Source organism: Archangium sp., assembly GCF_045802675.1.
Lineage (GTDB): Bacteria > Myxococcota > Myxococcia > Myxococcales > Myxococcaceae > Archangium.
Map to the genome: position 1 here is coordinate 104,957 of NZ_JBJMQO010000129.1, position 15,604 is coordinate 120,560.

At 71.2% G+C, this 15,604-nt stretch carries 11 protein-coding genes; 4 read left to right on the forward strand and 7 right to left on the reverse strand.

What is annotated here, in order from left to right; genetic code table 11:
- Positions 1 to 60 precede the first annotated feature (60 nt).
- On the forward strand, positions 61 to 960 hold the full coding sequence (truB, locus tag ACJ8AN_RS35870) for a tRNA pseudouridine(55) synthase TruB (protein ID WP_407760164.1): 900 nt from the start codon (positions 61 to 63) through the stop codon (positions 958 to 960).
- 150 nt (positions 961 to 1,110) lie between these two features.
- Here truB and ACJ8AN_RS35875 read toward each other — a convergent pair whose 3' ends face one another.
- Together ACJ8AN_RS35875 and ACJ8AN_RS35880 are read right to left on the reverse strand one after the other, a co-directional pair.
- Positions 1,111 to 5,085 carry a serine/threonine-protein kinase PknK gene (locus ACJ8AN_RS35875; protein ID WP_407760082.1) on the reverse strand — a complete coding sequence of 1,325 codons (3,975 nt, stop codon included), beginning with the start codon at positions 5,083 to 5,085 and terminating at the stop codon, positions 1,111 to 1,113.
- Between the two features lie 32 nt (positions 5,086 to 5,117).
- Entirely contained in the window at positions 5,118 to 5,636 is a 519-nt protein-coding gene (locus ACJ8AN_RS35880) for a hypothetical protein (RefSeq protein WP_407760083.1), read from the reverse strand.
- A gap of 254 nt (positions 5,637 to 5,890) precedes the next feature.
- Here ACJ8AN_RS35880 and ACJ8AN_RS35885 point away from each other — a divergent pair, with 254 nt between their 5' ends.
- Positions 5,891 to 6,673 carry a hypothetical protein gene (locus ACJ8AN_RS35885; RefSeq protein ID WP_407760084.1) on the forward strand — a complete coding sequence of 261 codons (783 nt, stop codon included), beginning with the start codon at positions 5,891 to 5,893 and terminating at the stop codon, positions 6,671 to 6,673.
- A 46-nt stretch (positions 6,674 to 6,719) separates the two neighbouring features.
- Here ACJ8AN_RS35885 and ACJ8AN_RS35890 read toward each other — a convergent pair whose 3' ends face one another.
- Positions 6,720 to 7,766 (reverse strand): metallophosphoesterase family protein, encoded by a 1,047-nt coding sequence (locus tag ACJ8AN_RS35890; protein ID WP_407760085.1) that lies wholly within the window; start codon positions 7,764 to 7,766, stop codon positions 6,720 to 6,722.
- Between the two features lie 65 nt (positions 7,767 to 7,831).
- Positions 7,832 to 8,983, reverse strand: coding sequence for a hypothetical protein (locus ACJ8AN_RS35895; RefSeq protein WP_407760086.1), 1,152 nt, complete (start codon positions 8,981 to 8,983; stop codon positions 7,832 to 7,834).
- A 169-nt stretch (positions 8,984 to 9,152) separates the two neighbouring features.
- Here ACJ8AN_RS35895 and ACJ8AN_RS35900 point away from each other — a divergent pair, with 169 nt between their 5' ends.
- Entirely contained in the window at positions 9,153 to 11,819 is a 2,667-nt protein-coding gene (locus tag ACJ8AN_RS35900) for a protein kinase domain-containing protein (protein WP_407760087.1), read from the forward strand.
- A gap of 371 nt (positions 11,820 to 12,190) precedes the next feature.
- On the opposite strand, the gene ACJ8AN_RS35905 is transcribed toward ACJ8AN_RS35900, so the two are convergent.
- A complete protein-coding gene (locus ACJ8AN_RS35905; protein WP_407760088.1) occupies positions 12,191 to 13,198 on the reverse strand; it encodes an NAD(P)-dependent alcohol dehydrogenase in 1,008 nt (335 codons plus the stop codon).
- A gap of 154 nt (positions 13,199 to 13,352) precedes the next feature.
- Between ACJ8AN_RS35905 and ACJ8AN_RS35910 the strand changes: the two genes are divergently transcribed.
- The gene (locus tag ACJ8AN_RS35910) at positions 13,353 to 13,895 is read left to right on the forward strand and encodes a hypothetical protein (RefSeq protein WP_407760089.1); all 543 of its coding nucleotides are present in this window, start codon (positions 13,353 to 13,355) and stop codon (positions 13,893 to 13,895) included.
- Here ACJ8AN_RS35910 and ACJ8AN_RS35915 read toward each other — a convergent pair.
- Complete coding sequence (locus ACJ8AN_RS35915; RefSeq protein WP_407760090.1) at positions 13,879 to 14,478, reverse strand: hypothetical protein; 600 nt, start codon at positions 14,476 to 14,478, stop codon at positions 13,879 to 13,881. The genes ACJ8AN_RS35910 and ACJ8AN_RS35915 overlap by 17 nt on opposite strands.
- Positions 14,475 to 15,539, reverse strand: a complete 1,065-nt coding sequence (locus ACJ8AN_RS35920; RefSeq protein ID WP_407760091.1) for an AAA family ATPase — start codon at positions 15,537 to 15,539, stop codon at positions 14,475 to 14,477. Before ACJ8AN_RS35920 ends, ACJ8AN_RS35915 begins: the two co-directional genes overlap by 4 nt.
- Between the last annotated feature and the right edge of the window lie 65 nt (positions 15,540 to 15,604).

Consider the following 15,604-nt stretch of genomic DNA (forward strand, 5'->3'; position numbering starts at 1 on the left):
GTCCGCACGCTCTTCGTCGCGGCGGTCGAAAGTCGCCGCACCTCCAAGGAAACCGGCCGCATGCAGCCCGGCATCTACCTGGCCCACAAACCCGTGGGCGTGACGAGCTTCTCCCTCGTGCATTCCCTCATGGCCGAGGTGGAAGCCGCGGGCCTCACGCGCAAGCAACTCCCGGTGTGCCACGGCGGCACGCTCGACCCCTTCGCCGAGGGCCTGCTCCTGCTGCTCGCCGGCCCCGCCACGCACCTCATGGAGTTGCTGCACGCCGTGCCCAAGGCGTACGAGGCCGAGGTCATCTGGGGCGTGGAGACGGATAACGGAGACCTCCTCGGGCAGGTGACCCACGAGGGGGATGCCTCGGCCCTTTCGGCGGAGGCACTGGACGCGGCGCTCGTTCCCTTCCTCGGCTGGACGGAGCAGGTGCCCCCCGCCACCAGCGCGAAGAAGGTGGGCGGCGAGCCCGCCTACAAGAAGGCCCACCGCGGTGAAACCGTGGCGCTGCCGCCCTCGCGCGTCTACCTGCACGAGGCCCGCTGGCTCTCGCACGAGCTGCCCCGCCGCAGCCGCCTTCGCCTCACCTGCCGCGGTGGCTACTACGTGCGGGCGCTCGCTCGCGACCTGGGACGGGCGCTCGGGTGTGGGGCCCACCTCTCCCGGCTGCACCGCACCGCCATCGGCCCTTGGGAGGACCCGGGCCCGGAAAGGCGCATCGGGCTGCACGGCCCCGAGGTGCTTCCCTGGTGCGCCTCACGCACCATCGCGGGTGACGAGGTGAACGACCTCAAGCACGGGCGCACCGTCCCGCTCGGAGAGCTGCGGCCCCCGGAGTGGCGCCTGCCCGAGGGCTTCCCGGATCCCGAGGCTCCCGTGCGTGCCCTGCAACGCGGCCGGCTCGTGGCCCTGTTGCGCGAGGAAGAAGGACGGCTGCGCACCGTCACGCCTTTATGGCCGGGGATTTGAGCGCGCGCCTCACTCCACCACCGAGTCCCCATCCAGGCCCGTCGCTGACTTCCTCTTGATGTCCACCTGGATGACCACGCCGTGCGAGTCGTCCCCCGGTTCGCGGAAGTCGTGACAGACGGAGTGGGCTCCTGGCGCTCGTGACGGCGGCTACCGCGCCCGGAGCGCCTCGGCCTCGCGCAGCAGTCCGGCGCAGCCCAGGCGGGTGAAGCCCTCCACCGCCCGCCGCAGCGAGTCCTCGCGCTCGGGGCTGCCCGGTGCGGCGGCGCGCGCCAGCTCGAACCAGGCCTGTGCCTCCTCGTAGGGCATGCCCATCTCCCGGGCCAGCCGCGCGCTGCGCCTCCATGCCGAGCGCGCCCGCCACGCGTGGCCCGCGAGCCAGTGCATCCGCCCCGCGCACCGCAGCGCCACCGCCCGCGCCAGGGGGAAGCGCGTGGCCAACGACGACAGCCTCGCGCAGGCCCGCCGCGCCTCCTCGGCCACCGCGGGCGGCGGCTTGCCGGGCACCCGCTCGCGCTCCCACAGCGCCAGGTACACCCGCGCCGCGCCCTCGTAGCCGTGGCTCTCCGTGTACAGCATGGGCTGGTAGCGGCGCGCCAGCTCCATCACCTTGTCCGCCTCGTCGCGCGCCTGCTCCCACTCCTCGCGCTGCAGCGACGCCATCCCCCGCAGTCCTCCGGTGATGATGTGCGAGAGCGGATCATGCTTCCCCTTCAGCAGCTCGCTCGCCTCGCGCAGCAGGGGCATCGCCTCGTCCAGCCGGCCGAGCGCCAGGAGGCTGCGCGCCATGGTGTACGTGCTCCACACCTCGTGCTGGAAGTGGCCGCGCCCGCGGGCCGACTCGCGAATCTCCGCGAAGCGCGCCAGCGCCTGCTCGAAGCGGCCCGTGTAGTAGTCCCCGTGCCCCAGCAGCACCCCGGCCAGCTCGAACTCACCCTTGTCCCCGAGCTGCTCCAGCACCTGCCGCGCCTGCTGCGCCTTGCTCTCGGCCAGCGCCCAGCGCGCGAAGCTCGAGTGGAACATCGACTCGACGATGAGCCCGAAGGACGTGGCGCTCGGGTCCTCCACGAGCTGACCCTCGCCCCGGGCGCGGCGGAAGTAGGCGCGCGCCAGCCGGTTGAGCCGTCCCAGTCCCGCGATGGAGCCGAGCTGTCCGTACAGCCGCAGCACCTCCGCGTCGCGGCCCGCGCGCTCGGCCAGGTTCGCCGCGAACAGCGCGGTGGCCATCATGCGCAGCGGATCGTAACGCCAGTAGTAGCACTCGGCCAGCCGCGTCGCCGCGAGCGCCGAGGCCCCCAGCAGATCTCTCGCCTGCCGGTCCTCCTCGCGCACCCAGCGCCGGGGCAGCACCAGGTGCAGCACCTGCCGCACCGTCTGCGCCAGGAGGAAGCGTCCCCAGCCGCCCTCGGTGACGGGCAGCGGACGGCCCAGGTCCTCGAGCGCCGTGAGGCAGTGCGAGATGCAGCCCTCGTAGTCGGACAGGCCGTGCAGGGCCTCGGCGAGCAGCCGCTCCCAGCGCGCGCGCCGGGCCGCGTCCACGCGCACGCCCGTGTCCTGTCCGCGCCGCACGTCCAGCTCCAGCGCCCGGCGCAGGTACCCGGAGGCCTCCGCGTTCGAGCCCGCCGCGAGCGCGTGGGCCCCCGCCTTCTCCAGGTACTCGAACGTCCACACGTCGTCCTGGGCCTGCTCCCAGTGGTGCGCCAGCACGGGGTAGAGCGCCGGCGCCACCCCGCCCCACACGTCCTGGGCCTCGAGCGCCAGGGCCACCGCGCGGTGCAGCCCGCGGCGCCGCTCGGGCACGATCCCCTCGTAGGCAATCTCGCGCAGCTTGTCGTGGACGAAGCGCAGCTTGCCGCCGCCCACGTCCTCCAGCACGTGCCGCGCGCGCAGCTCCTCGAGCGCCTCCAGCTCCTGCAGGTCCTCGAGCCCCGCCGCCGCCGCCAGCACGTCCGAGCCCAGCTCGCGGCCGAAGACCGCCGCCACCTCCAGCAGCGCGCGTGTCTCCGGGCCGAGCCCCTCCAACCGGCGGCCCACCAGGTCGTGCAGCGCGCCCGGCAGCCGCAGCGCCTCCTGCAGCCGCTCCAGCGCCTCACCGCCCGCGGCCACCTGCCATTGGCCGAAGATGTCCCGGAAGATGAGCCGCTCGTCGATGGCGGTGCGCAGGTACTCGGCGACGAAGAAGGGGTTGCCCGCCGAGCGCGTGGTGAGGAAGCGCACGAAGGAGGCCGGCGGCGAGCTGAGCGCCAGCATGTCCTCCACCATGCGCGCCACCATCGGCTCGTCCAGCTGTCCCAGCGCCCGGTGCGTCACCCCCGGCGCGGCGAGCAGCAGCCGCAGCGCGGCATCCAGCTCCTCGGTGCGGTAGGTGCCCACCACCAGCACGTGCGAGCCGGCGAGGAAGCCGGCCTGGAGGGAGTCGAGCACGCCCAGCGACAGCTCATCGGCCCACTGCAGGTCGTCGATGACGAGCAGCACCGGGTCCTTCGCGCAGAAGGCGGCGAGCGTCTCGGCGAGGCAGCGCATGACGCGCTCGCGGGCGGCCTGGGGCGGCAGGCGCGGAGGCTCGGGCCAGGCGTCCTGTCCGGGCAGCTCCGCCAGCGCGGGCTCGTAGAGGGCCAGCACCCGGCCGCGCTCGCCCAGCAGCCGCTCCGTCTCCGCCAGTCCGAGCTGCCGGCACTCGTCGGCGATGGCCTGCAGCAGCGGCTTGAAGGCATGCAGCGGCTCGCCGTGCATCTGCTCGCCCGCGCCACCGCCGGAGAGCGGAAGGCACCCGCCGGTGACGACGTGGAAGGCATGGCGGCTGGCGGACACCGCGCACTCCATCACCGCGCGCGTCTTGCCCGAGCCGCTCTCACCGCCCAGCAGCAGGCACCCGCCCTGGCCCTCGCGGGCCTTCTCCAGACGGGCCTCCAGCTCCGCGAGGAGCTGCTGGCGGCCCACGAACTCGGGCCGGTAGAGGTAGGGCCGCGGCGGGCGCGAGGGCACCCGGGGCAGGTCCTCGGCGCCCAGCTCCGCGAGCACCACGCCCACGTCCGCGGCGTAGCCAACGCGCTCGCGGGGCACCTTCGCCAGCATGCGCGCCACGAGCGCGTCCAGGTCCGGCGGCGCGCCGCGCACCCACTGCGAGAGCGCGAAGGGCTTGTCCTTCAGGTGCCGCCGCAGCACCTCCCAGCCCGAGCCGGGGAAGGGCGGCTGCCCCACCACCAGCTCATGGAGGATGCAGCCCAGCGAGTAGAGGTCCGCGCGCGCATCCACCAGCCCGGCCTTTATCTGCTCGGGGGCCATGTAGACGTAGGAGCCCTCCATGCTGCCGGAGACCTCGAGCGCCTCGCGGCTGAGCGTCCCGCCGACGACGGAGGCCAGGCCGAAGTCCACCAGCACGGGCGTGCCGTCCGGGCGGATGACGATGTTCTCCGGCTTGAGGTCGCGGTGGACGAGCCCCTCGCCATGGAGGAAGGCCAGCGACGAGCACAGGCGGCGCGTGAGGGTGAGCACCTCGCCCAGCCGGTCCATGGCCGCGTCGCGCCGCTGCGCCTCGGGGGGCGGGCCGAACGCGCGGAACGACGCGCCCGGGGACGAGTCACTGGAGACGGGCTCGGGCGTGGAGACGGCCTGGGTGATGACCTCGTTGGAGGAGCCGGCGTCGCGCTTCCACAGCGAGTCGAGGTAGCGCCGGAGGGTGAGCCCCTCGATGAGCTCCATGGCGTACCAGGGCAGCCCCTCGTGCACGCCCTCGGCGAGCACGCGCACCACACCCGGGTGCTGGATGCGCCGCAGTGCGTGGATTTCCCGGCGGATGCCGCGCAACATGGCGGCCTCGGGCACTCGCACCGTCTTGAGGGCGACCTGCTCTCCCGTCTCCACATGACGGGCGCGATACACGACCCCCATCCCTCCCGAGCTCAACTTCCCCAGGAGAAGGTAGGGACCAAGGCTTCCCTGCTCCGTTTCGAGGAGCTCCGCGGCCGACATGGTGCCCACCACACTCGCACGGTTCCGTGCGCCGCTCCAAGCCGGCCCCCGCTCCGAGAACATTGTGCGCCTGGCCGCCTGCCCCTGGCCTGGGCCAGAACGGGACAACTCCGGAAGTCGGTGCCTCCGACCCGCCGCGTCATCCCGTTGCATCAGCCACGGCTGTCACAAAGGCGGGACGGGCCTCAGGCCGCCGCGGTGCGGACGGCCACGGACGCCTCGGCCACCTCGGAGGCGGCGAGGGCCTCGGGCGAGCTGCCCTCGGCGAACAGCGGGGCGCTCGGGCGGGACTTCGGCGGACGGCCCCGGCGCTTCGGCGCGGTCTCGTCGTTCTGCGCGGGAGCCTCGGCCGCCACGCCCCCGTCCGGACGCGCCACCTTGCGCCCCGCCTTCGGCAGGCTGATGGACTCCAGCTTCGTGCTCAGCGCCGCGTCCTCCTCGGCGAACACGCGCGCGTACGCCAGCGCCCGCTGACCCTTCTGCAGCAATGCCTCCTGGCTCTCGCCCAGCGCCTGGCGCGCCGCCTCCAGCGCCGCCTGCGCCTGGGCCACCGCCTCGGCCTGCGCCGTCACCCGGCCCGCGGCCTCCTCCAACACCTCCGCGTCCACGTCCGGGAACTTCACCTCGGACAGGTCGGTGGAGAACACCTCGAGCAGCGCCCGCATCGCGGGCGAAATGGGATCGTTTTCCGTGACGTCGAACATGGGCTGGGACTCCCCTCCAACGAGCAGCGTGGGGCCTCCATGTGCACAGATGTTCAGTGTCTTTTCAAGGGGGTCCGCTCCGGGGCCGATTTGTCGGCCTCGCGCCGTGTTCAGCCCCCGTCATCTCAGCGGCGCCGGCCCCGGATGACTCCCCACATGGGGGCGGGCGACCCTACATCCGCGGTCGCATCGGCTCCCGGGGCGGAGCGGTAGACTGCCGGGGCGTCCGGGAGGACCGGCGGCAAGGAGCACACATGCAACCAGAGACCATCGAGCTGATGGCGGACACGGTGCAGTATCTCGCGGTGGTGCTCATCGGCGGGTTCATCGGAATCGGCGAGCTCGTCTCCCGTTACAAGGACGACCCCTTCGAAGCCATCAACAACCGCCACGCGGTCACCTACACGCTGCTCAACATCCTCGCCTCGAGCATCGCGCTGCTGGCCCTCAAGACGATGAAGACGGACGCCGTGCTCGGAGAGGGCTCGGCGTCGGAGCGGATCAGCTACGCGCTGATGGCGGGGTTCGGCGCCATGGGCGTGCTGCGCTCCTCGGCCTTCACCATGCGGGTGGGCAAGGACGACATCGCCATCGGCCCGAGCGCGCTGTTGCAGGTGATGCTCTCCGCGACGGACCGGGCGGTGGACCGGGCCCGCGCCCGCGTCCGGGCCGAGATGATGGCGAAAACCATGCAGGCCATCCCGTTCGAGCAGATTGACCAGGCCCTGCCGCAGCTCGCCTTCACGATGATGCAGAACGTGACCCAGGACGAGAAGCAGAGCTTCGCCGATGAGATCGAGCGCCTCCGGGACAAGAAGATGGACCCGGTGGCCAAGAGCATCTGCCTGGGGCTGTCGCTCAGCAACATCGTCGGACAGGGCGTGGTGGATGACGCCGTGACGGCGCTGCGCAAGACGCTGCTGGCCGCGGGAGACCCGGCCTTCGCCGCGGCCCAGGCGCCGCAGGCGATGAGCCCGCCCCCGCCCGTGGAGGGCGGCAAGGCGGAGTCCGTGGCGCCGCCCCCCGCGCCGAAGTGAGGCCGTCCGCGAGGCCCCGCCCGGCCCGGGGCACCTCGGGAGCGCTTCAGTCCACGCGCACCAGCGACACGGTGCGCACGCCCGCGGCCGGGTCCACCTCCACCGCGAGGAAGTGCCGGCCCACGCCGTCGAACTGCTCGGGGATGGCGCCGCCCCCGCCCGAGATGAACGCCGGTATCCCCGCGTTGGAGAACGCATAGTACGAGTGCACGTGGCCGTAGAGCGTGAGATCCAACCCGCCGCGCGCCAGCTTCGCCAGCAGGGCCGCCGCCTCGTTGCGGCTCGCGAAGGCGCCGTTGCGCACCCCGATGGGGTCCACCAGCGGAATGTGCGTGCCCAGGATGTGCACCGAGTCGCGCGCCGACTCCAGCCAGCCGTCCAGCGCCTGCTCGGCCCTCGGGTCCAGCGCGCCGTCGCCCGAGTCGATCATCGTGAAGTGCACGCCCTGGAAGGTGAAGTGCAGGTTGCCGCGGCCGAAGTACGCGTGGAAGCGCGGATCCGGGTTGTACAGCTCGTGGTTGCCCAGCGTGGCGAAGAGCGGGATGGCCGACTCCTGCAGGCGCGACTGGAACTCCTCGAGCTGCTCCACGGTGCCCTGCTGCGTCAGGTCCCCCGAGAAGAAGATGAAGCGCAGCGTGGGGTCCGCGTTGATGCGCCGGTAGATGTCCCCCACCCGGGGCAGCGCCTCCTGCACGTCCGCCAGCGCCGCGAAGCGGAAGGGCCTGGGCTGGTCCCACAGCGGCGGCGCCACCGTGAGCCGCGCCTCCGCGCCCGCCGGCACCTGGACCTTCCACGTCTTCACCGTGGGCAGCGGCCCGGGGAACGCGTCCACCAGCAGCGGCTCGCCGCCCACCGTGACCGAGAGCTCCGCGTCCGGCATGGCGTTGCGCACCACCACCGTCCACGACTCGTTGGCGCCGGCCGAGGACACCGCGCGCACGTGGAAGGCCGGCGCCGAGCCCCACAGCGTCAGCGTGCCCGACTCCACCTTGCGCACCACCGCCAGCCCGTCCTCCACCGTGAAGGCCACGCCGCTGGCCTCCACGCGCCCCACCTCCAAATCCTTGAGCGCGCGCTCCTCGGAGGGCCGCATGCTGCACCCGCCCGCCAGCAGAGAAAGTGCGACAGCGCCCAGCCGAAGGTTCTTCCGCGTGCTCCTCACGGCGCACCTCCCAATGCGTAGACGAGCGACACCCGGCCCACCCATGCCGAGCCCAGCTGCAGGTCCGCGGACACGCCCCACCGCTCGGTGAGGAGCACGCGCCCGCGCAGTCCGAGGTACCCCGGCACGCCTCCGCCCGCCTTGATGCCACCGGGGAAGTCGTCCTTGCGGTGGTCGTAATAGAGCATCGCCTCGCCCCGGAAGGGCCCGCCGCGGCCCAGGTACACGCCATAGCCGAAGGTGAAGAGGAGCTGCTCGAAGAGAATGTCGTCCACCGGGCCCGTGTAGCCGTAGCGCTGCATGGCGAAGCCCACGCCCATCTCCGCGAAGGAGCCGGCCGTCCTCGGGCTGAAGCGCGCCAGGTCATAGCGGCCCCGCAGGAAGAGCTCCCCCCCGCCCAGGGTGAAGCCCTCGGTGGGGTAGCGGTGCATGAGCGCCGCGGCCTCCAGGTCCACCGCCGTGCCGTCCGCGCCCCCGCGCGAGGCCTCGGGTGCACCCATCAACCGCCAGCCCCCACCCACGCGCACGCGCAGGTTGCCATCGTCCGGCGACAGCTTCGCGCCGGCCGCCAGGCTCAACCGCTCCAGCCGCGCCAGCGCGCCCACCGAGACGAAGTGCCGGTAGCTGAAGGCCGGGTCCGCCACGTGCTGGTAGCCCACCTCCAGCTCGAGCGGCGGCAGGCGCTGGGGCACCTCGCCGGGGGTCAGGGCGGGCGACACTGCCCCGTAGAGGTTGGCCAGCGTGGAGACGGAGAAGAGCCCCACGCCCGCCAGCGTCACCGCGTACAGCGGGCCGATCACCCGGCGCGAGGCCCCCGACAGCGCGATGGGCACGCCGCCCACGGCCAGCAGCCCCAGCCCCGCGCCCTCCAGCAGGAAGAGCCGCTTCGCCGTCCCGGTATCCCCCGCCACGAGCGACCCCAGCCCGTGCAGGAAGAAGCCGGGCACCACCGACACGGCCGCGGGCAGCACCGCGAAGGACGGCCGGGCGCCGGGCATCGTCGCTGGCGGCGGAACCAGCGCCGGGGTTGTTGCCTCCAGGGCAACAGGCACATCCCCGGGTGCCACCGCCGGGGCCCCGGCCATCTGGGCCCGTCCCCCACCCGGCCACAGCAGCACCAGGGCGAGCACCACCCACTGTCTCACCATCGTTCCCATCCCTTCTTCACGGGGGGTCCGGCCCTTCCGCCCCTCGGGGCTCCCAACCCGGCCCGATTCCAGGATAAAACGTTGGCTGGCGGATTCGCAGGCCCGCCCAGGGAATCAGGCACGGACTCCACCGGGGTACCCCCTTCGGGACTTTGAAGTGAAGCGGGGTATGCTCCCTCGACTCATCCCCCCCTCCAACGCGACACGCATCGTGGCCCCCACCGAAGCCCGGGAGTTTGGAAAGTACGAACTGGTCGCCAAGATCGCCGCGGGCGGCATGGCGGTCACCTACCGTGCGCTGATGAAGGGCGCGGCGGGGGTGACCAAACCGGTCGTCATCAAGCAGATCCTCCCGCACTTCGCCGATGACCCCGACTTCGTGGAGATGTTCGTCGGCGAGGCGCGCCTGGTCGCGGGCCTCAACCACAGCAACATCGCCCAGGTCTTCGACTTCGGAGAGATCGACGGCAGCTACTTCCTGGCCATGGAGTTCGTGCACGGCCAGCCGCTGTCCAAGCTGCTGCGCCGCGCGCTGAAGAGCGGCATGCCGGGCGTCCCCCTGCCCCTGGCGCTCTTCATCGCCACGCAGATGTGCGACGGGCTGGACCACGCGCACCGGCACCTGGGCGCGGACGGCAAGCCCATGGGGCTCGTCCACCGCGACGTGTCTCCGGACAACGTGCTCCTCTCCTACGAGGGCCAGGTCAAGGTCATCGACTTCGGCATCGCCAAGGCCACCAGCGCCGTGGAGTCGCGCACCTCGCCCGGCACCCTCAAGGGCAAGTACCCGTACTTCTCCACCGAGCAGGCCATGGGCCGGCAGGACCTGGACGCGCGCTCGGACACCTTCGCCGTGGGCGTGGTGCTCTACGAGATGCTGTGCGGCCGGCGCCCCTACGAGGGCGAGCTCGTCACCGTGCTGCCGCGCATCCTCGCGGGCGACTACGCCCCGCCCTCCTCGCTCAACCCCGCCATCAGCCCCGAGCTCGAGTCGGTGATGTACACCGCCATGGCGCTGGACCGGGAGGAGCGCTACCCCACCGCGCAGGCCTTCTCCGAGGCGCTGCGCGAGCAGCTCTACTCGGCCTTCCCGCGCTTCTCCCCCGCCATGCTGTCCCAGTTCCTCGGCCACCTCTTCACCGAGGAGCTCACCGCCGAGGGACGCCGGGTGGAGGTGACGCCCGCCTTCCTGGAGCAGCTCGCCGCGTGGCAGTCCCCCGAGGGCATCCCCACCGGAGTGCAGTCCCGTCCGCCTCCGGGCACGGGCCCAGGCAACACCCGTCCCAGCACCGGCTCCGGCATGCGCGCCGTGCAGTCCCGGCCCGGCAGTGACGGGGGCCGCAAGCTGCCCAGCGCCAGCGGACGGCCCGCCAGCAACTCGGGCATGCGCAGCAGCACCGGCTCCGTGCGCCGGGTGACGTCGAGCACGGGCATCGTGCGCTCCCAGGCCTCCGCCACCGCCGCGGCGCCTCCCACGTCCGGGGCCGAGCCTTCCACCTCCGTGTCGGGCCCCTCCACCGCCACGCGCAGCGCCGCCGAGGGCCCCCACGACACCCCCGTGGAGCTGCCCGCCGTCAACCCGCCCCGCGGCGGGGTGGTGGACCACCTGCGCCCCATTCGCGAGGCCCGGGCGCGTGAGGAGGCGGAGCGCTCCGAGCGCCGCCAACGGCTGGTGATGCTCCTCAGCGTGCCCCTCTTCGTGCTCGCCGTGGCGTTCGGCGCCATCCACTACTTCCGCTCCGGGAAGAGCGAGGGCGTGCCGTCGACCTCCCTGTGGGTCGCCTCCAAGCCGGCGGGCGCCTCGGTGAAGCTCAACGGGAAGGAACTGCCCGACAAAACGCCGCTCGTCATCCCGAACGTCCCGTTGGATCAGGCCAACACGCTCGTCCTCACCCTGGACGGCTACAAGCCGTGGATCAAGCGCTTCACCCTCACCGTCGAGAACGAGCTCTTCCCCTCGGCGGAGCTCGAGCGCATGGAGCCGGCGCCGGGCACCCCGCCCACGGCCGCCGCCCAGCCCGAGGCCGCGGCGGACGCGGGCACCGCCACGGACGCGGGCACCGCGGTGGCCGGGAGCACGGACAGCGCTCCGGAGAAGGACCCCTCCTTCAACGTGGTGGACTACCCCACGCGGCTGTTCGTCCTGCGCGCCCGCTACAACGCCTTCCCGGTGGCGAAGTACGGCCCCGCCTCCATCGAGCTCAACCCCGGCGCGAGCTACGCCATCAACACCAGCGGCAGCGCCTCGCTGGGAGGAGAGGGCCGGGGCGGCTCCAACACCCTGGCCTACTTCGCCGAGGGGGAGAACCTGTCCGCGGAGGACTCCTTCGGGCTGCTCGGCCCGGCGTCGCGCACCATCAAGGGCGCGCGCCGACTGTACGTCTTCATGCTGGACGATGATCGCGCGGACAACAGCGGCACGGTGCGGGTGACGCTGCGCCAGTCCAAGTGGGTGGCCCCGCGCCAGCTCACCTTCGACGCCACAACGGACGCGCTGGTGCTCGCGCCCGAGCACCAGCTCCTGCTGCGCGGGCTGCACCCGGAGGCCACCTACCTGCTCACCGTGCGCGACGACTTCCCCGAGCTGCGCCCGGGCGCCAACGGCCGTACACGTCGGGTGCTGTGCGCGGAGAGCAGCCAGAAGTCCGGCCGACGCAACCACCGCCTCCTGGAGGCGGGCAAGCGCTACCAGCTCACGGGCGCGGACACCCTGCGCTGCGCCTTCCCGGACGTCAAGGTGGAGGATAACGCCGGCGCCCTCGAGGTGGACCTGGTGGACGTCACGGAGATGTCGCGGAGGGATCGGGCGGCGGCCCTGCGCGGCGCTTCTCGTTGACCTGGAAACATTTCCTGGGGTAGGAAGAGGGAGCGGACGGTCAGGCGCCAACAGCCTCCTCCGTCCAAGCCATTCGTACCCCCCAACCAGGCATCACGCGCTTCCCCTCCCATGTCGGAGGCGATGCGTACCATGGTTTTCATCGGAGCCCACGTGGGGTGGGTTCCCAGGGTTACAACAGGTTCCTTCCGTAAGGGCTCACGGGGGTCGCAGCCGTTCCGCGACCCGGCTCAACAAGGACGGGAAAGGCACGTGGGCGCGGAGCCGATTTCGGCACCGGGCCCACGGGTCTTTTTGGGGTCTGGTATCGCCCGGGCCGCACCGCCGGAAGCCCGCTCGCTCCGGGGACGGCCCGCCAGGGGCACGTTGGCTTACATCTCCAGCACGGCGCGGTAGCGCACCTGGTTGCGGGCCACGCGGCCGATCGCCGCGTTGACGTGCGCCAGGGGGAAGGCCTCGGTGCGCGCGTGGACGTTGTTGCGGGCCGCCACCTCGAGCATCTCGCGGATCAGCGCCGGGCTGCCCGTGTTGCTGCCGGCCAGCTTCTTGTTCTGGGAGATGAGCGCGAAGGCGGGCAGCGCCACGGCCGAGGGCGGCACGCCCACGAAGCACAGGGTGCCGCGCGGACGCAGGGCCGCCACGTAGTCGAGCCACGGCAGATCCGCGGCCACGGTGGAGAGGATGAAGTCGAAGGAGCCCCGCACCGCCTTGAGGGCCGAGCGCTCGCGGGTGGCGACGAAGCGGTGGGCGCCCATGGCGCGCGCCTCGGCCTCCTTGTCCGGCGAGGTGGAGAAGGCCGTCACCTCGGCGCCCATGACGCGGGCGAACTGGAGGGCGAGGTGGCCCAGGCCACCCACGCCGATGATGCCCACGCGCGAGTGCGCGCCGATGCCGGCCTCGCGCAGGGGCGTGTAGACGGTGATGCCGCCGCACAGCAGCGGCGCGGCGTCGCGTGAGGACAGGGCCTCGGGGACGGGGATGGCGAAGCGGGCGCTCACGCGGATGCGGTCCGCGAAGCCGCCGGGGCCCGGCATGCAGGTGGCCTGCGAGGCGGCACAGAGGTTCTCCTCGCCACGCTCGCACCACTCGCAGGTGCCGCAGCTGCCGGACTGCCAGCCCACCCCCACGCGCTGCCCCGGCGCCAGGCCATTCACCGCGGAGCCCACCTGCGCCACGGTGCCGACGATTTCGTGGCCGGGGACGAGCGGGTACTTGCTCATCTTCCAGTCGTCGTTCACCAGGTGCAGATCGCTGTGGCACAGGCCGCAGTGGGAGATGGCGATCTCCACGTCACCGGCGCCGAGCGGCCTGGGCTCGAAGGAGTAGGGCTCGAGCGACTTGCCCGCGGCGGGGGCGGCATAACCATGGAAGGTGGACATGAGGGCTCCTCGGCAGGGCTCCGCGTCGGGGCGCGGAGGCGAGGGCCTCCCCATAACACCGGGATTGCGTCTGCTCAGGGGAATGTGGGCCGTGCAGCCCGCCAGCAACGTGGCCATACTCCGGACGATGGGACTCGCCGAGTATCTCGAACAGGTGCGATCGGAAGTGCAGGGGGACGCGTTCTTCCGCCTCCTCAAGTCCCACCTGTCCGCCGGCAACCAGGTGCAGAAAGTGTCCTTCGTTCCGGCGGAGGGAAAGCAGCCTCCGCGCTACCGCTTCCTGCTCGCACGCCTGGGAACATTGACGACGGTGGAGGTGCCCGCCGGAGAGCTGGCCGTGGAGCGGCTCCTGAGCGAGACCCGGCAGAAGCTCGCCTCGCGCGAGGACGAGGTGCTGCGCTGCGAGTTCCGCCTGCACCGGACGATGGAGGCGGTGGCGCAGATGCTGGGCAGGACCCACGCTCGCGAGGCGCTGCTGCGTGTCTCGCGGTTGATGGGAGCCCCTCTCGCGGCACAGGCCGTCGCCAAAGCTCCCCCACAGATGAACGAGAGCATCACGACCCGCCTCGCCATGCGCCAACTGCGCCAGGAGGTGGATGCGCTCCTGCTCGATCTCTTCGCGGAACGTGGCTACTCGCTCGAAGAGGCGGGCGGCATCATGGATGAAGCGCTCGCGCAGCTCATCGAAGCTGGCTGAGAAAGGCCTCGAAGCTGGGACTCACCTTCGCCAGAGCCTCAATGTCGAGCGTTTCGGCAATGGGAAGCGCGGCACGCCGCATGGTCTCCCGGTCGGGAGTTTCATCGCCGTAGAGCCACTTCTTGAGCTTCCTCCTGCCATTCGGCTCATCTCCGAGATACTCGGCTTGACCCTTGAAGTCGTGTCCCCGTGCGAGCAGCAGCCATGTCTCGAGCGCCTGCACGGGGACTGCGAAGACATAGCGCAGAGGCGGCAGACCAGGACGATCCCAGGACAGTGGCTCTTGAATCCGCGCAGCTTTGCGAAGCTCACACAGTCGGCAGCCGGGAATCGCGTCCTGATGTGACGGCAGGTGCGTTGGCGCTGCACCATCGTTGTCGATGGCGAAGACGGCCCCATCGAGACCTCTACGGTGTGCCGCCTTGGCGATGATGGGCGCGAGTTGGAGCGCCTTGGCCCAGCCCCCACGAGGAAAGCGCAGAGGCTGCTCGTCGGGTACGACTTCCGTCTTCCATGCCCTGGAGAGCAGAACCCGGAAGACCTCCTCGTCCGTATCGTCCTCGACGCAGAACGCGAGCTTCATCGGCCCGGCACGCCCCCCAGCACACCCGAGTACCAGAGGTCCCCGAGTGGCATCCCCTTCTGGAGTTCCTCCGCCCACTCCTTGCGATCCGAGAGCCGGGTGACGTGAGTGCCAGCATCGTCCCGGTCGAAGATGAGCACGCTCTCGGGCGTGTCGCGAAACTCGTCCAGCAGCGTGGGCGAGTGCGTCGTCAACACCACCTGAGTGCCCGACTTCGTGAGACGAAGCAGGAGATCCACCAGGTCACGAAGACGACGAGGGTGGATGCCTCTTTCGGGTTCCTCGATGGCGAGAATGCCGCCTTGGCCCTGCTTTAGTTGCGCAGCCACAGCCAGACCGATGAAGAGCAGCAAGCCGTCCGACATGTCCTCCGCGCCATAGACACGCCCATCCTTCTCCTCGACCCCCAGCACCTTGGTGCCTGGTTCTGCCCCGGAGCGCGTCAGGATTCTCTTCACTTCACGCGCCGAGCCTCGAACCATCTCGTCAATCGAATCCCGCAGAGAGGGGTTTTCACCAGCGAGATTGTCGAGGACCGCTGCGATGTCTCGGCCATCCGGTCCCAGCGTCGCGCCTTGCTGCACGAATGCCGGTGCGCGCAGTGCGGATACTGAGAGGTCATGAACCGCCGCTCCCGCCAAGACTGCGACGAGCTGCAACTGCTCCCACGTCGGCAACGCATCACCGTTGGACTCTCGGACCTTCTCCCTCTTCAGGGGAATCACCGACGGAAGCTTGAGCTTGTAATGCGTGTGCTTGCCCCCCATCGCGGCTTTGACGGTCACCTCAATAGAGGGAATTGTCACCTTGGAGGAAAGTGGCACTTTGGAAGAAAGTGGCACCTTCGTTCTTCTCGACAGGAGCGACTCGAATCCGCCAAGCGCATCCACTGCAAGCCGTGGGTCCTCATGCTGGGTACTCTCACGCAGCAGCTTCAGCACCGCGAGCGCGTTGGACTTCCCGCTGTTGTTCGCCCCCACCATCACGGTGATGCCGGGCGCCAGCGGGATTGTCACGTCCCGGAGGGTCTTGAAGTTCTTGACGGCGATCTCTTCGATCAAGCCACGCCCCTCCCTGGAAATGAAAAGACCCTCACCCTGGCCCTCTCCCAGAGGGAGAGGGATTC